At 64.8% G+C, this 15847-nt stretch carries 16 protein-coding genes; 7 read left to right on the forward strand and 9 right to left on the reverse strand.

Annotation, left to right across the window (positions count from 1 at the left end; translation table 11 throughout):
* The first annotated feature begins 41 nt into the window (after positions 1-41).
* Together hemH and F6X39_RS19950 are read left to right on the forward strand one after the other, a co-directional pair.
* Positions 42-1112: a ferrochelatase gene (gene hemH / locus F6X39_RS19945; RefSeq protein WP_187617835.1), complete on the forward strand. Its 1071-nt coding sequence runs from the start codon at positions 42-44 to the stop codon at positions 1110-1112.
* Between the two features lie 8 nt (positions 1113-1120).
* Positions 1121-1528: an RNA-binding S4 domain-containing protein gene (locus F6X39_RS19950; RefSeq protein ID WP_018419480.1), complete on the forward strand. Its 408-nt coding sequence runs from the start codon at positions 1121-1123 to the stop codon at positions 1526-1528.
* Here F6X39_RS19950 and F6X39_RS19955 read toward each other — a convergent pair.
* A complete protein-coding gene (locus F6X39_RS19955; protein ID WP_167368620.1) occupies positions 1500-1661 on the reverse strand; it encodes a hypothetical protein in 162 nt (53 codons plus the stop codon). The genes F6X39_RS19950 and F6X39_RS19955 overlap by 29 nt on opposite strands.
* A 365-nt stretch (positions 1662-2026) precedes the next feature.
* Here F6X39_RS19955 and grpE point away from each other — a divergent pair, with 365 nt between their 5' ends.
* The 4 genes from grpE (at position 2027) to pabB (ending at position 8210) form a co-directional block, all read left to right on the forward strand.
* On the forward strand, positions 2027-2614 hold the full coding sequence (gene grpE, locus F6X39_RS19960; RefSeq protein ID WP_090803117.1) for a nucleotide exchange factor GrpE: 588 nt from the start codon (positions 2027-2029) through the stop codon (positions 2612-2614).
* Between the two features lie 332 nt (positions 2615-2946).
* Entirely contained in the window at positions 2947-4896 is a 1950-nt protein-coding gene (gene dnaK, locus F6X39_RS19965) for a molecular chaperone DnaK (RefSeq protein ID WP_184067307.1), read from the forward strand.
* 269 nt (positions 4897-5165) lie between these two features.
* Entirely contained in the window at positions 5166-6305 is a 1140-nt protein-coding gene (gene dnaJ / locus F6X39_RS19970) for a molecular chaperone DnaJ (protein ID WP_018419484.1), read from the forward strand.
* 18 nt (positions 6306-6323) lie between these two features.
* Entirely contained in the window at positions 6324-8210 is a 1887-nt protein-coding gene (gene pabB, locus F6X39_RS19975) for an aminodeoxychorismate synthase component I (protein ID WP_187617836.1), read from the forward strand.
* Positions 8211-8258: 48 nt separating this feature from the next.
* Here pabB and panB read toward each other — a convergent pair whose 3' ends face one another.
* The 7 genes from panB to F6X39_RS20010 form a co-directional block, all read right to left on the reverse strand.
* Entirely contained in the window at positions 8259-9074 is an 816-nt protein-coding gene (gene panB, locus F6X39_RS19980; protein WP_184034424.1) for a 3-methyl-2-oxobutanoate hydroxymethyltransferase, read from the reverse strand.
* Between the two features lie 37 nt (positions 9075-9111).
* Positions 9112-9792 carry a deoxynucleoside kinase gene (locus F6X39_RS19985; protein ID WP_187617837.1) on the reverse strand — a complete coding sequence of 227 codons (681 nt, stop codon included), beginning with the start codon at positions 9790-9792 and terminating at the stop codon, positions 9112-9114.
* Positions 9789-10331: a 2-amino-4-hydroxy-6-hydroxymethyldihydropteridine diphosphokinase gene (gene folK / locus F6X39_RS19990; RefSeq protein WP_090803125.1), complete on the reverse strand. Its 543-nt coding sequence runs from the start codon at positions 10329-10331 to the stop codon at positions 9789-9791. Before folK ends, F6X39_RS19985 begins: the two co-directional genes overlap by 4 nt.
* A gap of 51 nt (positions 10332-10382) precedes the next feature.
* Positions 10383-11999, reverse strand: a complete 1617-nt coding sequence (pcnB, locus tag F6X39_RS19995; protein WP_187617838.1) for a polynucleotide adenylyltransferase PcnB — start codon at positions 11997-11999, stop codon at positions 10383-10385.
* On the reverse strand, positions 11996-12682 hold the full coding sequence (locus F6X39_RS20000) for an HAD family hydrolase (RefSeq protein ID WP_187617839.1): 687 nt from the start codon (positions 12680-12682) through the stop codon (positions 11996-11998). Before F6X39_RS20000 ends, pcnB begins: the two co-directional genes overlap by 4 nt.
* A complete protein-coding gene (hda, locus tag F6X39_RS20005; protein WP_187617840.1) occupies positions 12675-13427 on the reverse strand; it encodes a DnaA regulatory inactivator Hda in 753 nt (250 codons plus the stop codon). The genes F6X39_RS20000 and hda overlap by 8 nt, the downstream gene beginning before the upstream one ends.
* 74 nt (positions 13428-13501) lie before the next feature.
* The gene (locus tag F6X39_RS20010; RefSeq protein ID WP_184062286.1) at positions 13502-13705 is read right to left on the reverse strand and encodes a hypothetical protein; all 204 of its coding nucleotides are present in this window, start codon (positions 13703-13705) and stop codon (positions 13502-13504) included.
* On the opposite strand from F6X39_RS20010, the gene purM reads away from it, so the two are divergent.
* Positions 13704-14771 (forward strand): phosphoribosylformylglycinamidine cyclo-ligase, encoded by a 1068-nt coding sequence (gene purM / locus F6X39_RS20015; RefSeq protein WP_187617841.1) that lies wholly within the window; start codon positions 13704-13706, stop codon positions 14769-14771. The genes F6X39_RS20010 and purM overlap by 2 nt on opposite strands.
* Before the next feature lie 121 nt (positions 14772-14892).
* Here purM and miaA read toward each other — a convergent pair whose 3' ends face one another.
* Positions 14893-15834 carry a tRNA (adenosine(37)-N6)-dimethylallyltransferase MiaA gene (gene miaA, locus F6X39_RS20020; protein WP_187617842.1) on the reverse strand — a complete coding sequence of 314 codons (942 nt, stop codon included), beginning with the start codon at positions 15832-15834 and terminating at the stop codon, positions 14893-14895.
* Positions 15835-15847 lie beyond the last annotated feature (13 nt).

The raw sequence follows: 15847 nt of genomic DNA on the forward strand, positions 1-15847 counted from the left end.
TTGAATCGATTCGCCGCAAAATGCGGTGACTTCTGCTACCTATGCGCTTCGACCTCGAGCGGCCTTCACAGAACGCCACGTCGCATCGCGTCGCCGTGTTGCTGATCAATCTCGGCACGCCCGACGCGCCGACGCCGCGCGCGGTGCGCCGCTACCTCGCGCAGTTCCTGTCCGATCCTCGCGTGGTCGAAATTCCGGCGCTGCTGTGGCAGCTCATTCTGCGTCTGCTGATTCTGCCGTTTCGCGGCCGCAGCTCTGCGAAGAAGTATGCGGCGGTGTGGATGCCCGAGGGCTCACCGCTGCGCGTCCACACCGAAAAGCAGGTCGAGGGCCTGCGCCATCTGCTGCAACTGAACGACTACACGGTGCTGGTCGACTACGCGATGCGCTACGGCACGCCCGGCATTCCGGCAATGCTGAACCAGCTGAAGCTCGCGGGCGCCGAGCGCGTGTTGCTGATGCCGATGTATCCGCAGTATTCGGCGTCGACCACTGCGACCGCGTTCGACGAAGCCTTTTCCGCGCTCAAGCGCATGCGCAACCAGCCGGAAATCCGCACCGTGCGCCAGTACGCCGATCACCCGGCGTACATCGCGGCGCTCGCCGCACAGGTGCACCACTACTGGCATCTGCACGGCCGCCCCGATTTCGCGGCGGGCGACAAGCTCGTGCTCAGTTTCCACGGCGTGCCCAAGCGCACGCTCGACCTCGGCGACCCGTACCACGAGCAATGCCAGCAGACCGGCGCGCTGCTGATGCAGGCGCTCGATTTGACGTCGGTCGAATGCCGCATCACGTTCCAGTCGCGCTTCGGCAATGCCGAATGGCTGCAGCCCTACACGGCGCCGACGTTGAAGGAACTCGGCGCGGCAGGCGTGCGGCGTGCTGACGTGTTTTGCCCGGGTTTCACCGCCGACTGCCTCGAAACGATCGAGGAAATCGGCATGGAAGTGCGCGGCGAATTTCTGCAGGCGGGTGGCAAGGAGTTTCACCGGATCGCCTGTCTGAACGCGTCGCAGCCGTGGGTTGCCGCGCTTGGCGAAATCGTTGCGCAGCATCTGCAGGGCTGGCCCGCGCAGGCGGTGCCGGTGCCGCACACGACAGGAGCTTGAATACGCAGATGAACTACCGCATTTCAACCGAACCGGGCGCGAAACTGCGCATCGACAAATGGCTGTGGGCCGCGCGCTTCTTCAAGACGCGTTCGCTGGCCGCGGAGGCGGTCGACAAGGGGCGGGTGCGTATCGGCGGCGTCGCCGTGAAGCCGGCGAAGGACGTGCGTGTCGGCGATCTGGTCGAAATCGAGATCGAGCGCTACGTGTGGCAGGTGGAGGTGCTGGGCGTATGCGACGTACGCGGTCCGGCGAGCGTGGCGCAGACGCTTTATGTGGAAACCGCGCAGAGCAAGGCGAAGCGGCAGGTCGAGCAGGAACGGCGTAAGGTCTACCACGAGCCGGCCGCCGCGCTGCACGGCCGACCGACCAAACGCGACCGGCGCACTATCGACAGATTTTCAGGTGGGGATTGAGAAACTGCTCCACGGTGGCGTGTGCGCCGCCGTACTCGGTGGTGTGGTCGTTGACCGCACCGGACATGCAGATGGTCGTGGTGCCCGCGATCAGTACCAGTGCGACCACGCCGATTGCAAAGGTCAGTTTCACGGTACTCCCCTTGATGGGCTGAAACAGGCTATCGGAACGACTGTCAGGTGTCGGTAAGGCTTACGTCAGATTAGGGTTAACGTGGCGTTGCCGCTCCATGACTGGAGAATAGGTCAGTTGCGGGCTGCACTCAATCTCTATCTGATTGCGCCATGTTGAGGCTTGTTACGGCGCATTTCGCCTGCACGTCGGTGGTGCGAAAAAACCCTCGACCCGCTTGAAACGGCTTTTTCAGGCCCCATCTGGGGTCCGGTCTGGCGGATCGGCGCGAAGACGCGTGTCGCGATTTTGCAAAGCATGAATCGTACTGTGTCGGAACGGCTTGCACCGCCTTTGGCTTTTACTTTTTAACGACTTTCAGCGACATGGAAAACACGCAAGAGAACCCGACGAGCCAGAATCCCACGCCCGCCGACGAAGCCGCGCGCCAGGCCGCCGAGGCAGCCGGGGCCGCTGCTCAACAGCCGGACACCGGCGCCCCCGCGGAACCGGCCCAGGGTGCCGCCGAGCAGGCGCTGGCCGACGCTCAGGCGAAGATCGCCGAGTTGCAGGAAAGCTTCCTGCGCGCGAAGGCCGAAACCGAAAATGTGCGCCGTCGCGCTCAGGAAGACGTCGCCAAGGCGCACAAGTTTGCGATCGAGAGCTTCGCCGAACATCTGCTGCCGGTGGTCGACAGTCTCGAGGCGGCCGTCGCCCATTCGTCCGACGACTTGCAGAAGGTCCGCGAAGGCGTCGAGCTCACGCTGCGGCAGTTGAGCGGCGCGCTCGAGAAGGGTCGCGTCGTGGCGATCAATCCGGTCGGCGAAAAGTTCGACCCGCATCGCCATCAGGCCATTTCGATGGTGCCGGCCGACCAGGAGCCGAACACCGTCGTCGCGGTGCTGCAAAAAGGCTTTGTGATCGCGGATCGCGTGCTGCGTCCCGCGCTCGTGACCGTCGCGGCGCCGAAGTAATCACGTCGACACTCGCTCCGGGCGTTTGCGCCGGTGGCGTCTGCTGCGTCGCTTCGCATCGCTACGTGCCGCAAAGGTCCCATCGATTCAGGCGCTTCCGGCGAACCACGCCGGGGGCGCCGCGCAGACTGACGGAGCGGGCTCGCAGCGAAGATTCAGGCGCCTCGCCCCGTGATTGAAAAAAATTAAAGACCGCATCGCAAAAGAGGTCTTGAAAACGATGTGGCCGCACTCATTTTGAGTGCAGGTATGAATTGAGAGCGGATCGTCCCGCCGCCAGATGGGCCAACCGGGCGCTTTCCGCAGCGATCAAAGTCAGGAGATTTGCAAAAATGGGCAAAATCATCGGTATCGACCTCGGCACGACCAACTCGTGCGTGGCGATCATGGAAGGCAACTCGGTCAAGGTCATCGAGAATTCGGAAGGCGCGCGCACCACGCCGTCGATCATCGCTTACATGGATGACAGCGAGATCCTGGTCGGCGCGCCGGCCAAGCGTCAGTCGGTCACGAACCCGAAGAACACGCTGTTCGCGGTCAAGCGCCTGATCGGCCGCCGCTTCGAAGAGAAGGAAGTGCAGAAGGACATCGGCCTGATGCCCTACAAGATCATCAAGGCCGACAACGGTGACGCGTGGGTCGAAGTGCGCGACCAGAAGCTCGCGCCGCCGCAAATCTCCGCCGAAGTCCTGCGCAAGATGAAGAAGACCGCTGAGGACTACCTTGGCGAGACCGTCACGGAAGCCGTGATCACGGTGCCGGCGTACTTCAACGACAGCCAGCGTCAGGCAACCAAGGACGCCGGCCGCATCGCCGGTCTGGAAGTCAAGCGGATCATCAACGAACCGACCGCCGCGGCTCTCGCGTTCGGTCTGGACAAGGCCGAAAAGGGCGATCGCAAGATCGCGGTGTACGACCTGGGCGGCGGTACGTTCGACGTGTCGATCATCGAAATCGCGGACGTCGACGGTGAAATGCAGTTCGAAGTGCTGTCCACGAACGGCGATACGTTCCTCGGCGGCGAAGACTTCGACCAGCGCATCATCGACTACATCATCGGCGAGTTCAAGAAGGAGCAGGGCGTCGATCTGTCGAAAGACGTGCTCGCGCTGCAGCGCCTGAAGGAATCGGCTGAAAAGGCCAAGATCGAGCTGTCGTCGAGCCAGCAGACCGAAATCAACCTGCCGTACATCACGGCGGACGCATCAGGTCCGAAGCACCTGAACCTGAAGATCACGCGCGCCAAGCTGGAAGCGCTGGTCGAAGACCTGATCGAACGCACCATCGAGCCGTGCCGCGTCGCGATCAAGGACGCGGGCGTGAAGGTCGGCGAAGTCGACGACGTGATCCTGGTCGGCGGTATGACCCGTATGCCGAAGGTGCAGGAAAAGGTGAAGGAGTTCTTCGGCAAGGATCCGCGCCGCGACGTGAACCCGGACGAAGCCGTGGCCGTTGGTGCCGCGATCCAGGGCCAGGTTCTGTCGGGCGACCGCAAGGACGTGCTGCTGCTCGACGTGACCCCGTTGTCGCTCGGCATCGAAACGCTCGGCGGCGTGATGACGAAGATGATCAACAAGAACACGACGATCCCGACCAAGCACGCGCAGGTCTACTCGACGGCTGATGATAATCAAGGCGCCGTGACGATCAAGGTGTTCCAGGGCGAACGCGAAATGGCAGCGGGCAACAAGCTGCTCGGCGAGTTCAACCTCGAAGGCATTCCGCCGGCACCGCGCGGCGTGCCGCAGATCGAAGTGAGCTTCGACATCGACGCGAACGGCATTCTGCACGTCGGCGCGAAGGACAAGGCGACCGGCAAGGAGAACCGCATCACGATCAAGGCGAACTCGGGTCTGTCCGAAGCCGAAATCGAGAAGATGGTGAAGGACGCCGAAGCGAACGCGGAAGAAGATCACAAGCTGCGTGAGCTGGCCGACGCCCGCAACCAGGGTGACGCCCTCGTCCACAGCACGAAGAAGGCGCTGACCGAGTACGGCGACAAGCTCGAAGCTGGCGAGAAGGACAAGATCGAAGCCGCGTTGAAGGACCTCGAAGACGCGCTGAAGAGCAACTCGAGCGACAAAGCCGCGATCGAAGCGAAGATCGAAGCGGTGGCCACGGCCTCGCAGAAGATGGGCGAGAAGATGTACGCCGACATGCAGGCTGCGCAAGGTGCCGAAGCGGCGGCGGGCGCGGCGGGCGGTGCCGGTGCATCGGCGGGTGCGAGCCAGCAGGCCGACGATGTGGTCGACGCTGACTTCAAGGAAGTGAAGAAAGACTAAAGCCAGGTCGGCATCCGACCGTAAAGCCGTGCACAGCAATGTGCGCGGCCCGGCTGCACGAGAACGGCGCCCCCGGGGCGCCCAAAGTGCAAGAGCGGTTTTCGCGCCTGGCGAGCCTTTTTGGGGCTCTCCGGGCACGTTCGTTTTATGGAGGGCGTTGTTTTGAACCGTGCCCTGGCGCGGCGCAGACAGCGGCCGGACGAGTCGTGAGACTCCACAGCATTCACAAGGAGCTACCGCGTCGCTTTGCGCGGCGGCGTTGAACCGATATGGCGAAACGGGATTACTACGAGGTTCTGGGCGTCGCAAAGAACGCGAGCGACGACGAAATCAAGAAGGCTTATCGCAAGCTCGCGATGAAGCACCACCCCGACCGCAATCCGGGTCACAAGGATGCGGAAGAGCATTTCAAGGAAGTGAAGGAAGCCTATGAAATGCTGTCGGATTCGCAAAAGCGCGCCGCGTACGATCAGTACGGTCACGCGGGCGTCGATCCGAACATGGGTGGGGCCGGCGCGCAAGGTTTCGGCGGCTTTGCCGATGCATTCGGCGACATCTTCGGCGACATCTTCGGCCAGGCGGCCGGCGGCGGCGCACGCGGAGGCGGCCGCGCGGGCCCGCAGGTGTATCGCGGCGCCGATCTGCGCTACAGCATGGAAATCACGCTCGAGCAGGCCGCACACGGCTACGACACGCAGATTCGTGTGCCGAGCTGGGTTTCGTGCGAAGTCTGCCATGGCTCGGGCGCGAAGCCGGGCACCAAGCCGGAAACCTGCCCGACCTGTAGCGGCTCGGGTTCGGTGCGCATGTCGCAGGGCTTCTTCAGCATCCAGCAGACTTGCCCGAAGTGCCACGGCACCGGTACCTACATCCCCGAGCCGTGCAATCACTGCCACGGCGCGGGTAAGGTGAAGGAAACCAAGACGCTCGAAGTGAAGATCCCGGCCGGTATCGACGACGGCATGCGCATCCGCTCGGCCGGCAACGGCGAACCGGGCATCAACGGCGGTCCGTCGGGCGATCTGTACGTCGAGATTCATATCAAGCAGCACTCGGTGTTCGAGCGTGACGGCGACGATCTGCATTGCCAGATGCCGATCCCGTTCACTACCGCGGCGCTCGGCGGCGATATCGAGGTGCCGACGCTCGCCGGTCGCGCCAGCTTCACGGTGCCGGAAGGCACGCAGTCCGGCAAGACGTTCCGTTTGCGCGGCAAGGGCATCAAGGGGCTGCGTTCGAGCATCGCCGGCGATCTGTACGTACACGTGCAGGTTGAAACGCCGGTCAAGCTCACCGAAGCGCAGCGCGATCTGCTCAAGCAGTTCGAAAAGGCGCTCGTGGAAGGCGGTTCGCGGCATAGTCCGCAAAGCAAGAGCTGGTTCGATCGCGTAAAGAGCTTTTTCGATTGATTTGATTCGGCGGTCAGTATGACGGTGGACAGTCGCGGCGCGGCGTTCGCGCTGCTCGACGATTGCGGTGCAACGGCGGCGCTTCCGTCGAGCCGCTTGTACACGGGTTTCGTGCGCGAGCGGGTCTGCACGGAGGCGGCGCAGCTCGAAGCCGTGTGCGACAGCGTCGCGGCGGATACCCGGAGCGGTTTGCACGCCGTCGTGCTCGCCGATTATGAATTTGGCCGCGCGCTGATGGGTTTCGATGCGCGCCGGTCTTCTGAAACGCAGCGTGGCAATGCCACGCTGCGTTTTTTATTGTTCGAACGTTGTGCGAAGCTTTCGCGCGACGAGGTCGACGCGTGGCTGACGGCGCGGGACAACGGCGCTTTCGAGCCGTCGGTCGCGGGCACCGCGAACGTACGCGAGAGCGTCGATCGCGCCGAGTTCGACGCGGCGATCGACGCGATTCACGCCGCCCTGTGCGCGGGCGATTCCTATCAGGTCAACTACACGTACCGCCTCGGCTTCGACGTGTTCGGCTCGCCGCTTGCGTTCTATCGGCGGTTGCGCGCGCGCCAGCCCGTGTCGTTCGGCGCGCTGATCGCGTTGCCGGACGATGCGTGGGTGCTGTCGTGTTCGCCCGAACTATTCGTCGAAAAGCACGGCCCGACGTTGCGCGCGCGGCCGATGAAGGGCACGGCGCCGCGCTCGCAAGATCCTGCCGTCGACCGGGGTAACGCCGAGTTCCTCGCGACCGATCCGAAGAACCGCGCCGAGAACGTCATGATCGTCGATCTGTTGCGCAACGATCTGTCGCGAGTCGCGCGGATCGGCTCGGTCAGCGTGCCGGCGTTGTTTTCGGTCGAGCCGTATGCGTCGGTGTGGCAGATGACGTCGACTGTCGAGGCGACGTTGCTCGATGGCACCTCCTTCGCGACGATCCTGCGCGCGCTGTTTCCCTGCGGCTCGATTACCGGTGCGCCGAAGCATCGCACGATGCAGTTGATCGACGAACTGGAAAGCACGCCGCGCGGGCTCTATACCGGCGCGATCGGCTGGCTCGATGCGCCGGGCGATGATCACGATTGCGGCGACTTTTGCATGTCGGTCGCGATTCGCACGTTGACGTTGACTGCGTCGACCGCGCAAGCCGGCGGCACGGATGGTCTGCGCGGCAGCATGGGCATCGGCGCGGGCATCGTGCTCGACAGCGTGGCCGCCGACGAGCACGAGGAGTGTCGATTGAAAGCACGTTTTCTGATGGGCGCCGAGCCGGGTTTCGAACTGTTCGAAACGATGTACGCGACGCGGGAAGACGGCGTGCGGCACGTCGAGCGGCATCTGCGGCGCTTGTCGTCGAGCGCCGCGACGCTTGGCTTCGGGTTCGACGAAGCGCGCATTCGTGGGGAGATTTCAGCGCGGTGCGCCACGCTCCCGGCGCAGATGCCGCATCGAATGCGGCTTGCCTTGAGCAAGAGCGGGGTGACCCAGATCTCGGCCGCGATACTTGCGCCGTTGGCGGATGCGATCGTTGGTGTTCTGCTCGGCCCCGAAGCGCAGTTCGCGCCGACCCGCGCCGCCGATCCGCTGCTGCGCCACAAGACCACGCGCCGGGCAGACTACGACCGCGGCTGGCGCGAAGCCGAAGCGAAGGGCGCCTTCGATACGCTGTTTTTCAACGAACGGGGCGAACTGACCGAAGGCGGCAGGTCGAACGTGTTCGTGAAGCTCGCGGGACAATGGTGGACGCCGCCGCTCGCGTCAGGCGTGCTGCCAGGTGTAATGCGAAGCGTGTTGCTCGACGACGCGTCGGGCTTGCGGGCCGGTGAAAAAGTGCTGACGCGGGCGGATGTGCTGAACGCCGAAGCGCTGCTCGTGTGCAACGCGTTGCGCGGCGCGGTGCCGGCACGGCTTGTTGGTTAGAGCACTGAAAAATACGGGAATGCCGCGCGCTCGCGCGGCAATGAAGCATCAGAACGTGTGCTCGGCGCCGGGAAACGTGCCGTCCTTTACCGCCCGCACATACGCCTCGACGGCGGCCTGAATATTCGGCTGTCCCTGCATGAAATCCTTCACGAAGCGCGGTCGCTTGCCAGGAAAAATCCCGAGCATGTCGTGCAGCACCAGCACCTGACCCGAGCAGCCGAGGCCCGCGCCGATACCAATCGTCGGAATGCGCAGCTGCTGCGTGACCTCGCCCGCGAGTTGCGACGGGATCGCTTCCATCACGATCAATTGCGCGCCGGCTTCCTGCACGGCGAGCGAATCGCGCAGCAACTGGCTCGCGCCCGCTTCGGTCTTGGCCTGCACCTTGAAGCCGCCGAACGCATGCACCGACTGCGGCGTGAGACCCACATGCGCGCACACCGGAATCGAGCGCTCGACCAGAAACCGCACCGTGTCGGCGAGCCATTCGCCGCCTTCGAGCTTGACCATCTGCGCGCCCGCGCGCATCAGTTCGACCGAGCTCCTGAATGCGTCTTCGCGCGTGCCGTAGGTGCCGAACGGCAGGTCCGCGACGATCAGCGCCGACGGCCGCGCGCGCGCGACGCTCGCCGTGTGATACGCGATATCGGCAAGCGACACCGGCAGCGTGGTCGCCTGGCCTTGCAGGACGTTGCCGAGCGAGTCGCCGATCAGCAGCACGTCGACGCCCGCGCGATCGAGCAGCGCGGCGAAGCTCGCGTCGTAACAGGTGAGCATGGCGATCTTTTCGCCAGCGTCGCGCATTGCCTGCAGTTTCGGCACGGTGATCGCGCTCCGGCTCGCTTCCTGCAAATAAGTCATGGTCAATCCAGTGAAAAAAATGAACTAGCCGCGCCGCTTACAGCGACGTGCCTTTGACAAAGAATTCCTTGCGGCCGCGCATCGTCTCGATGCGTTCGGCGAGCAGCGCAAGGTCCGCGTCGGAGTCGAGCGGATTCAGGTGTTCGGCGTTGACCGTCAGCACGGGCGTGCGGTCGTAGTGGTAGAAGAATTCGTTGTACGCGTCGCACAGCGCGCGCAGATAGGCATCGGAAATCTGCAGCTCCATCGGCACCGCGCGCTTCTGGATGCGCGCGAACAGCACCTCTGGGCTCGCCTGCAGATAAACGACGAAGTCCGGCTCCGGCGCGCTGACGTCGAGCCGCACGGCAAGCGCGCGGTACAACTGCCACTCGTCTTCCTGCAAGGTCAGACGCGCGAAGATGTCGTTTCGCTGCGTGATGAAGTCGGCGATCAGCGGCGTGCCGCTCGCCTGCGCGGCGCTGACTTCCTGCGCCTGCTGCGCGCGTTGCAGTGCGAAGTGCAACTGCACCGGTAGCGCATAGCGCGTGGTGTCGCGATAGAAGCGTTCAAGAAACGGATTGTCTTGCGAGCGTTCGAACAGTTCGTGCATCGACCAGCGTTGCGCGAGGCGCCGAGCGAGTGAGGTTTTGCCGACGCCGATCGGCCCTTCGATCGCGATATAGCCGAACGGCGGGCGCAGCTGCGGCGCGGTGACCGTGAGCGGCGGCGAACTCATTCGCAGCGGCCTTTCTCGGCGGAATTGCCGGTCAGCGCATTGAGCATCGGGCACTGGCAGGGCGACTTTACTTTCTCGATGCGCTGATCGCTGACGCTGTCGAGCAGCGCGGCGGCCCGGCCATGCAGCGGAATGACGATCGCCGCGTCGATCTCGACGAGCGGCACCAGCGCAAACGCGCGCTCGACGAGGCGTGGGTGCGGCACGATCAGATCGGCTTCGTCGATCGATTGATCGCCATACAGCAGGATGTCGAGATCGAGCGTGCGCGGCGCATTGCGGAACGGCCGCTCACGGCCGAACTGATGCTCGATCTTGTGGCACAGCGCGAGCAGATGCCGCACGGGGAGCGTCGTTTCCAGCTTCACGACGCAGTTGAAATAGTCGTCGCCGCCCGCGTCGATCGGGGCAGTACGATACAGGCTCGATTTGGCGAGCACGGTGATGGTGTGCTGTTGTGCGAGGCACACCACCGCGTCTTTCAGGGTCTGGCGCGCGTCCCCGAGATTCGCGCCGAGGCCAAGATAAGCAACCGTCATGGCATATCTTCCTGCAACTATCGTTTTGACGGCTTTTCCGCGAACGCCGCGTCAGTCTTCGTGCGAGCCTTCGAGGCCCGCGTCGTTGTCCGTGCGTTCGGCGGACGAGCCGCCCTCCACTCCGTCACCTGATTTGCGGCTTCTGGCGCCACCGCGCCGCCGTCGTTTTCTTGGGCTCCGGTCCTTCCCGCCTTGCGTGAGCAAGGTCTCGCGCGCGGCGACGTCTCCTTCGATGAACTCCGTCCACCATGCACCGACCGACTCGTCGAGTTCGCCCGATGCGCAGCGCAACAGGAGGAAATCATACCCCGCTCTAAATCTTTGGTGTTCGAGCAGCTTCAGCGCGCTGCGCCCCGAGCGTTTTTCGAGGCGCAGCTGCAGGCCCCAGATCTCGCGCATGTCGGCCGAGAAGCGCTTGTGGATCGCGAGCTTTTCGGTCTGCATGTCGAGCACTTCGTCCATCGCGCGATGCAGCGCGGGCACCGGATACTCGCCCTCGGCCTCGAACTTCTGCCAGCGCTGCTGCACGTCGTGCCACAACAGCGTCGCGAACAGGAAGCCCGGCGACACCGGCTTGCCGGCGAGCACGCGTGCATCTGTGCTAGAGAGTGCCAGAGAAATGAATTTTTCGCCGGTCGGCTGCTCGAGCACGACGTCGAGCAGCGGCAACAGCCCGTGATGCAGGCCTTCCTGGCGCAGCCGCGTCAGGCACGCGAGCGCGTGACCCGACAGCATCAGCTTCAGCATTTCGTCGAACAGACGCGCGGCGGGCACGTTGTCGATCAGATCGGCCATCTTCTCGATCGGCGCGCGCGTGGCGTCGTCGATGTCGAAGTCGAGCTTGGCGGCGAAGCGCACGACGCGCAGCATGCGCACCGGATCCTCGCGATAGCGCGTGGCCGGGTCGCCGATCATGCGCAACAGGCGCGCGCGCATATCGGCCATGCCGTTGTGGTAGTCCAGTACGGTTTGCGTGGCCGGATCGTAGTACATCGCGTTGATCGTGAAGTCGCGGCGCGTGGCGTCCTCGTGCTGCTCGCCCCACACGTTGTCGCGCAGCACGCGGCCGCTCGCATCGACCGCGTGGGTGCGGCGGTCGAGCTCGTCGCGCTTCAGACGCTTCGGCGGCGGCGCGTCGGCCGCGGGCGGATCGACCAGCGCGCGGAACGTCGAGGTTTCGATGATTTCCTGGCCGAACTGCACGTGCACGATCTGGAAGCGCCGGCCGATGATGCGCGCGCGGCGGAACAGCTTCTGCACCTGTTCGGGAGTCGCGTCGGTCGCGACGTCGAAGTCTTTCGGCTTGACGCCGAGCAGCAGGTCGCGCACCGCGCCGCCGACGATGAACGCACGGAAGCCCGCCTGTTGCAGGCCCTCGGTCACGCGGATCGCATTGCGCGAGATCAGCGTGGGGTCGATGCCGTGCACGTCGTGCGGAATGATGACGGGTACGTCCGGCTCGCGCGGCACTTGCGCGGCAGCAGCGGCACCTGCGGACTTGCGGCGCGGCCGCGCGGCCGTGGCGGAAGCGGTCGTGCCGGATACGGACTTGCCGCGCGCCGGCGGCTTGCCATTGGCATTGCCGTCGACGCTGGCGGCGGCGGAGAGCGTGTCGTCAGCGGTCGCCGTGTCCTGGCCGAATAGCTTGCGGATGAGTTTCTTGATCACGAGGGTTGGAAGAGTTCGAGGATGCGCCAGCCTTTGGCTTGCGCATGGGCGCGCAACGTGTCGTCCGGATTGGTCGCGATGGGATCGGTGACTTTTTCGAGCAGCGGGATGTCGTTGTGCGAATCGCTATAGAAATAGCTGTGCTCGAAGTCGCTCCAGCTCTTGCCGAGCGACGCGAGCCACATTTCGGTGCGCACGATCTTGCCTTCCTTGTAGCTCGGCGTGCCGGTGGGGCGACCGGTGTAGGCGCCGTGCGGCTCCCCGCCGACGGTCTCCGCCTCGCACGCGATCAGCGTGTCGACGCCGAACGCCTGCGCGATCGGCCGCGTGATGAACTCGTTGGTCGCGGTGACGACGCAGCACAGGTCGCCCGCTTCACGATGCTGTTTCACGAGTTCGAGCGCCGCCGGCTGGATGGCCGGCGTGATGACCTCGTGCATGTACTGCGCGTGAAAGTCAGCGAGCTGCGCGCGTGTGTACTTCGCGAGCGGCGTCAGCATGGCGATCAGATAAGCGTGAATGTCGAGCTTGCCGGCCTTGTAGTCGGCGTAAAAGCGATCGTTTTCACGGGCGAAATTTTCGGCGTCGACCATGCCTTTTTTCACCATGAAGCGGCCCCATTCGTGGTCGCTGTCGGTGGGAATGAGCGTGTGGTCGAGATCGAAGAGTGCAAGGTTAGCCATGGGCGCCTATTTTACTTGAAGCGGAAAGAGCGGCGTGTGAACCCGGCGCGGCGGCGGGGTCGGGCGACGCGAGCATCGTGCGCAACAGCGGCAGCGTGACCGCGCGTTTCTGTTCGAGCGAGAAGCGGTCGAGCGCGTCGAGCAGCGCCATCAGGCTCGGCATGTCGCGGCGAAAGTGCGTGAGCAGGTAGGCCGGCACGTCGTCGGCGAGCATGATGCCGCGCTCGCGCGCCGCGCGTTTCAACACCGCGGCCTTCGCGTCGTCGGGCAACGGCGCAAGGTGAAACACCAGTCCCCAGCCGAGGCGCGTGCGCAAATCTTCGCGCACCGTCATGCCGATCGGCGCCGCGTTGCCCGCGGCGACGAGCGCGCTGGTCGGATGCGCGCGCACTTCGTTGAACAGGTTGAACACGGCGATCTGCTGCGCGGCCGACAGCGCGTCGCAGTCGTCGATTGCATAGATTGCGACGCGCGGATCGAAGCCGAAGGCGGCGAGGCTGCTTTGCGGCCCGGCGAAGCGCGCATGCCCCGGCGGCGCTTCGTGCACGAGCGCCTGCAGCAGGTGCGTGCGGCCGCTGCCGGCTTCGCCCCAGATGTAGAAGGTGCGATCGGCGACCGGTCCGGAGGCGAGCGCGTCGTCGAGCTCACGCAGGCGCGTGACCAGCTCGGCGTTCGCGCCGGCGAAGAAATTGTCGAATGTCGATGGCGGCGGGGTGCCGAGATCGAGCGTCAGTTGACGAAGCACAGTAGGTTAATGCCGAAAATGAGGCTCAGGCCGCGAGTGGCCCGGACCTCGGGGCCTGGAAGGTTGCCAGGCGCTCAGTTGTCGTGAAGCGTGCTCGCCGGGTCGTGAGGCCGCGCGTCGCGAAGCACGGCTGGCGCAATTGCGCGGGTCGGCGGCGCCGGAATCGGGGTGTCGTGTTGCAATGTCGTTTCCAGGATATCGTCGGAACGCGTGAATTCCAGCCAGGCGGCCAGCATCGGGTAAAATCGCATTTTACCGACCTTCGAGCTTTTCCCCATGAATCAACCGAAATCCGCCGAGCCTTCAACCGATTCGGCCCAAGGTTTGTCGTATCGCGACGCCGGCGTGGACATCGATGCGGGTGACGCCCTCGTCGACGCCATCAAGCCCTTTGCCAAGAAAACCCTGCGCGACGGCGTGCTGGGCGGCATCGGTGGATTCGGCGCGTTGTTCGAAGTGCCGAAGAAGTACAAGGAACCGGTGCTCGTGTCCGGCACCGACGGCGTCGGCACCAAGCTGCGTCTCGCGTTCCAGCTGAACAAGCACGACACGGTCGGCCAGGATCTGGTCGCGATGAGCGTCAACGACATCCTCGTGCAGGGCGCCGAGCCGCTGTTCTTCCTCGACTATTTCGCCTGCGGCAAGCTCGACGTCGGCACAGCGGCGACCGTCGTGAAGGGCATTGCGCACGGCTGCGAGCTGTCGGGTTGCGCGTTGATCGGCGGCGAAACCGCGGAAATGCCGGGCATGTACCCGGACGGCGAATACGACCTGGCTGGTTTCGCGGTCGGCGCGGTGGAAAAGAGCAAGATCATCGACGGCAGCAAGATCGCTTCGGGCGACGTGGTGCTCGGGCTCGCGTCGAGCGGTATCCATTCGAACGGCTTTTCGCTCGTGCGCAAGATCATCGAGCGCGCCAATCCCGATCTGAACGCGGACTTCGACGGCCGCACGCTCGCCGACGCGCTGATGGCGCCGACGCGCATCTACGTGAAGCCGCTGCTCGCGCTGATGCAGCAGGTCGAGGTCAAGGGTATGGCGCACATCACGGGCGGCGGCCTGGTCGAGAACATTCCGCGCGTGCTGCGCGAAGGCCTGACCGCGGAGCTCGACCATCGCGCGTGGCCGCTGCCGCCGCTGTTCTCGTGGCTGCAGAAGCACGGCGGCGTCGCCGATGCGGAAATGCACCGCGTGTTCAACTGCGGTATCGGTATGGCGGTGATCGTGTCGGCCGCGGATGCCGATGCGGCGATCGGTCTGCTGTCCGCGGCGGGCGAGCAGGTCTGGAAGATCGGCACGGTCCGTGAAAGCGCAGCGGGTGAAGCGCAGACGGTCGTGGTCTAAAGGTTGACGAGGGCGGCGTGCCGCAATGGTGCGCCGCGCGGGCTTCGAATCCTTTGCTTCACATTTCCCGCTTCAAATTCCTGCTTTACGTCCCTCCGATTCCGCCACGCTGATCGGCGCCTCAAACCAGCGTTTCGATCAACTCCACCACCCGCGCCGTCGCGTGCGGATCGCAGCAATCCACCACCTGTCTTTCCGGCATGCTGCGCAGCCACGTGAGCTGCCGCTTGCAGAGTTGCCGCGTCGCGAAGACGCCCTTGTCGCGCATGGTCCGATAGTCGACCGCGCCATCGAGGTATTCCCACACCTGCCGATACCCGACGCAGCGCATCGACGGCATCTCGGGCAGCAGGTCGCCGCGCGCACGCAGCTTCACCACTTCATCGACGAAACCGTGCGCGAGCATCGAATCGAAGCGCTGCTCGATGCGCGCGTGCAGCACGCCACGCTCGGACGGCTCCAGCGCGACCGGCACGAAGCTTGCCAATGCGGCGTCGTCGGTGCGCGCGGGCGCGGCGAGCAGCGTCGACATCGGCTGGCCGGTCAGCATGAACACTTCCAGCGCGCGCTGGATGCGTTGCGAATCGTTCGGCGCGAGACGCGCGGCCGTGACCGGATCGAGCGCGGCGAGCCGCGCGTGAAGCGCCGGCCAGCCGTCGCGGGCGGCGTCGGCGTCGAGCCTCGCGCGTACTTCGGCATCGGCGGCGGGCAGGTCGTTGAGGCCCTGCGTGAGCGCCTTGTAGTAAAGCATCGTGCCGCCGACCAGCAGCGGCAGCCGCCCGCGCGCACGAATTTCTCCGACGAGCCGCAGCGTATCGGCGCGAAACTGCGCGGCCGAGTACGAGTCGGCCGGATCGACGATATCGATCAGATGATGCGGCGCGACCGCGCGTTCTTCCGCGGTCGGCTTCGCGGTGCCGATGTCCATCTCGCGATAGACGAGCGCCGAGTCGACGCTGATGATTTCGACCGGCCGCCGCGCGGCGAGCGCGAGCGCGGCGGCGGTCTTGCCGGACGCGGTCGGGCCGAGCAGGCACGGGATGGGGGTAGGGTGTGACGTCATGGGCAAGCGGGCG

Source organism: Paraburkholderia sp. UCT2, assembly GCF_014397665.1.
Lineage (GTDB): Bacteria > Pseudomonadota > Gammaproteobacteria > Burkholderiales > Burkholderiaceae > Paraburkholderia > Paraburkholderia tuberum.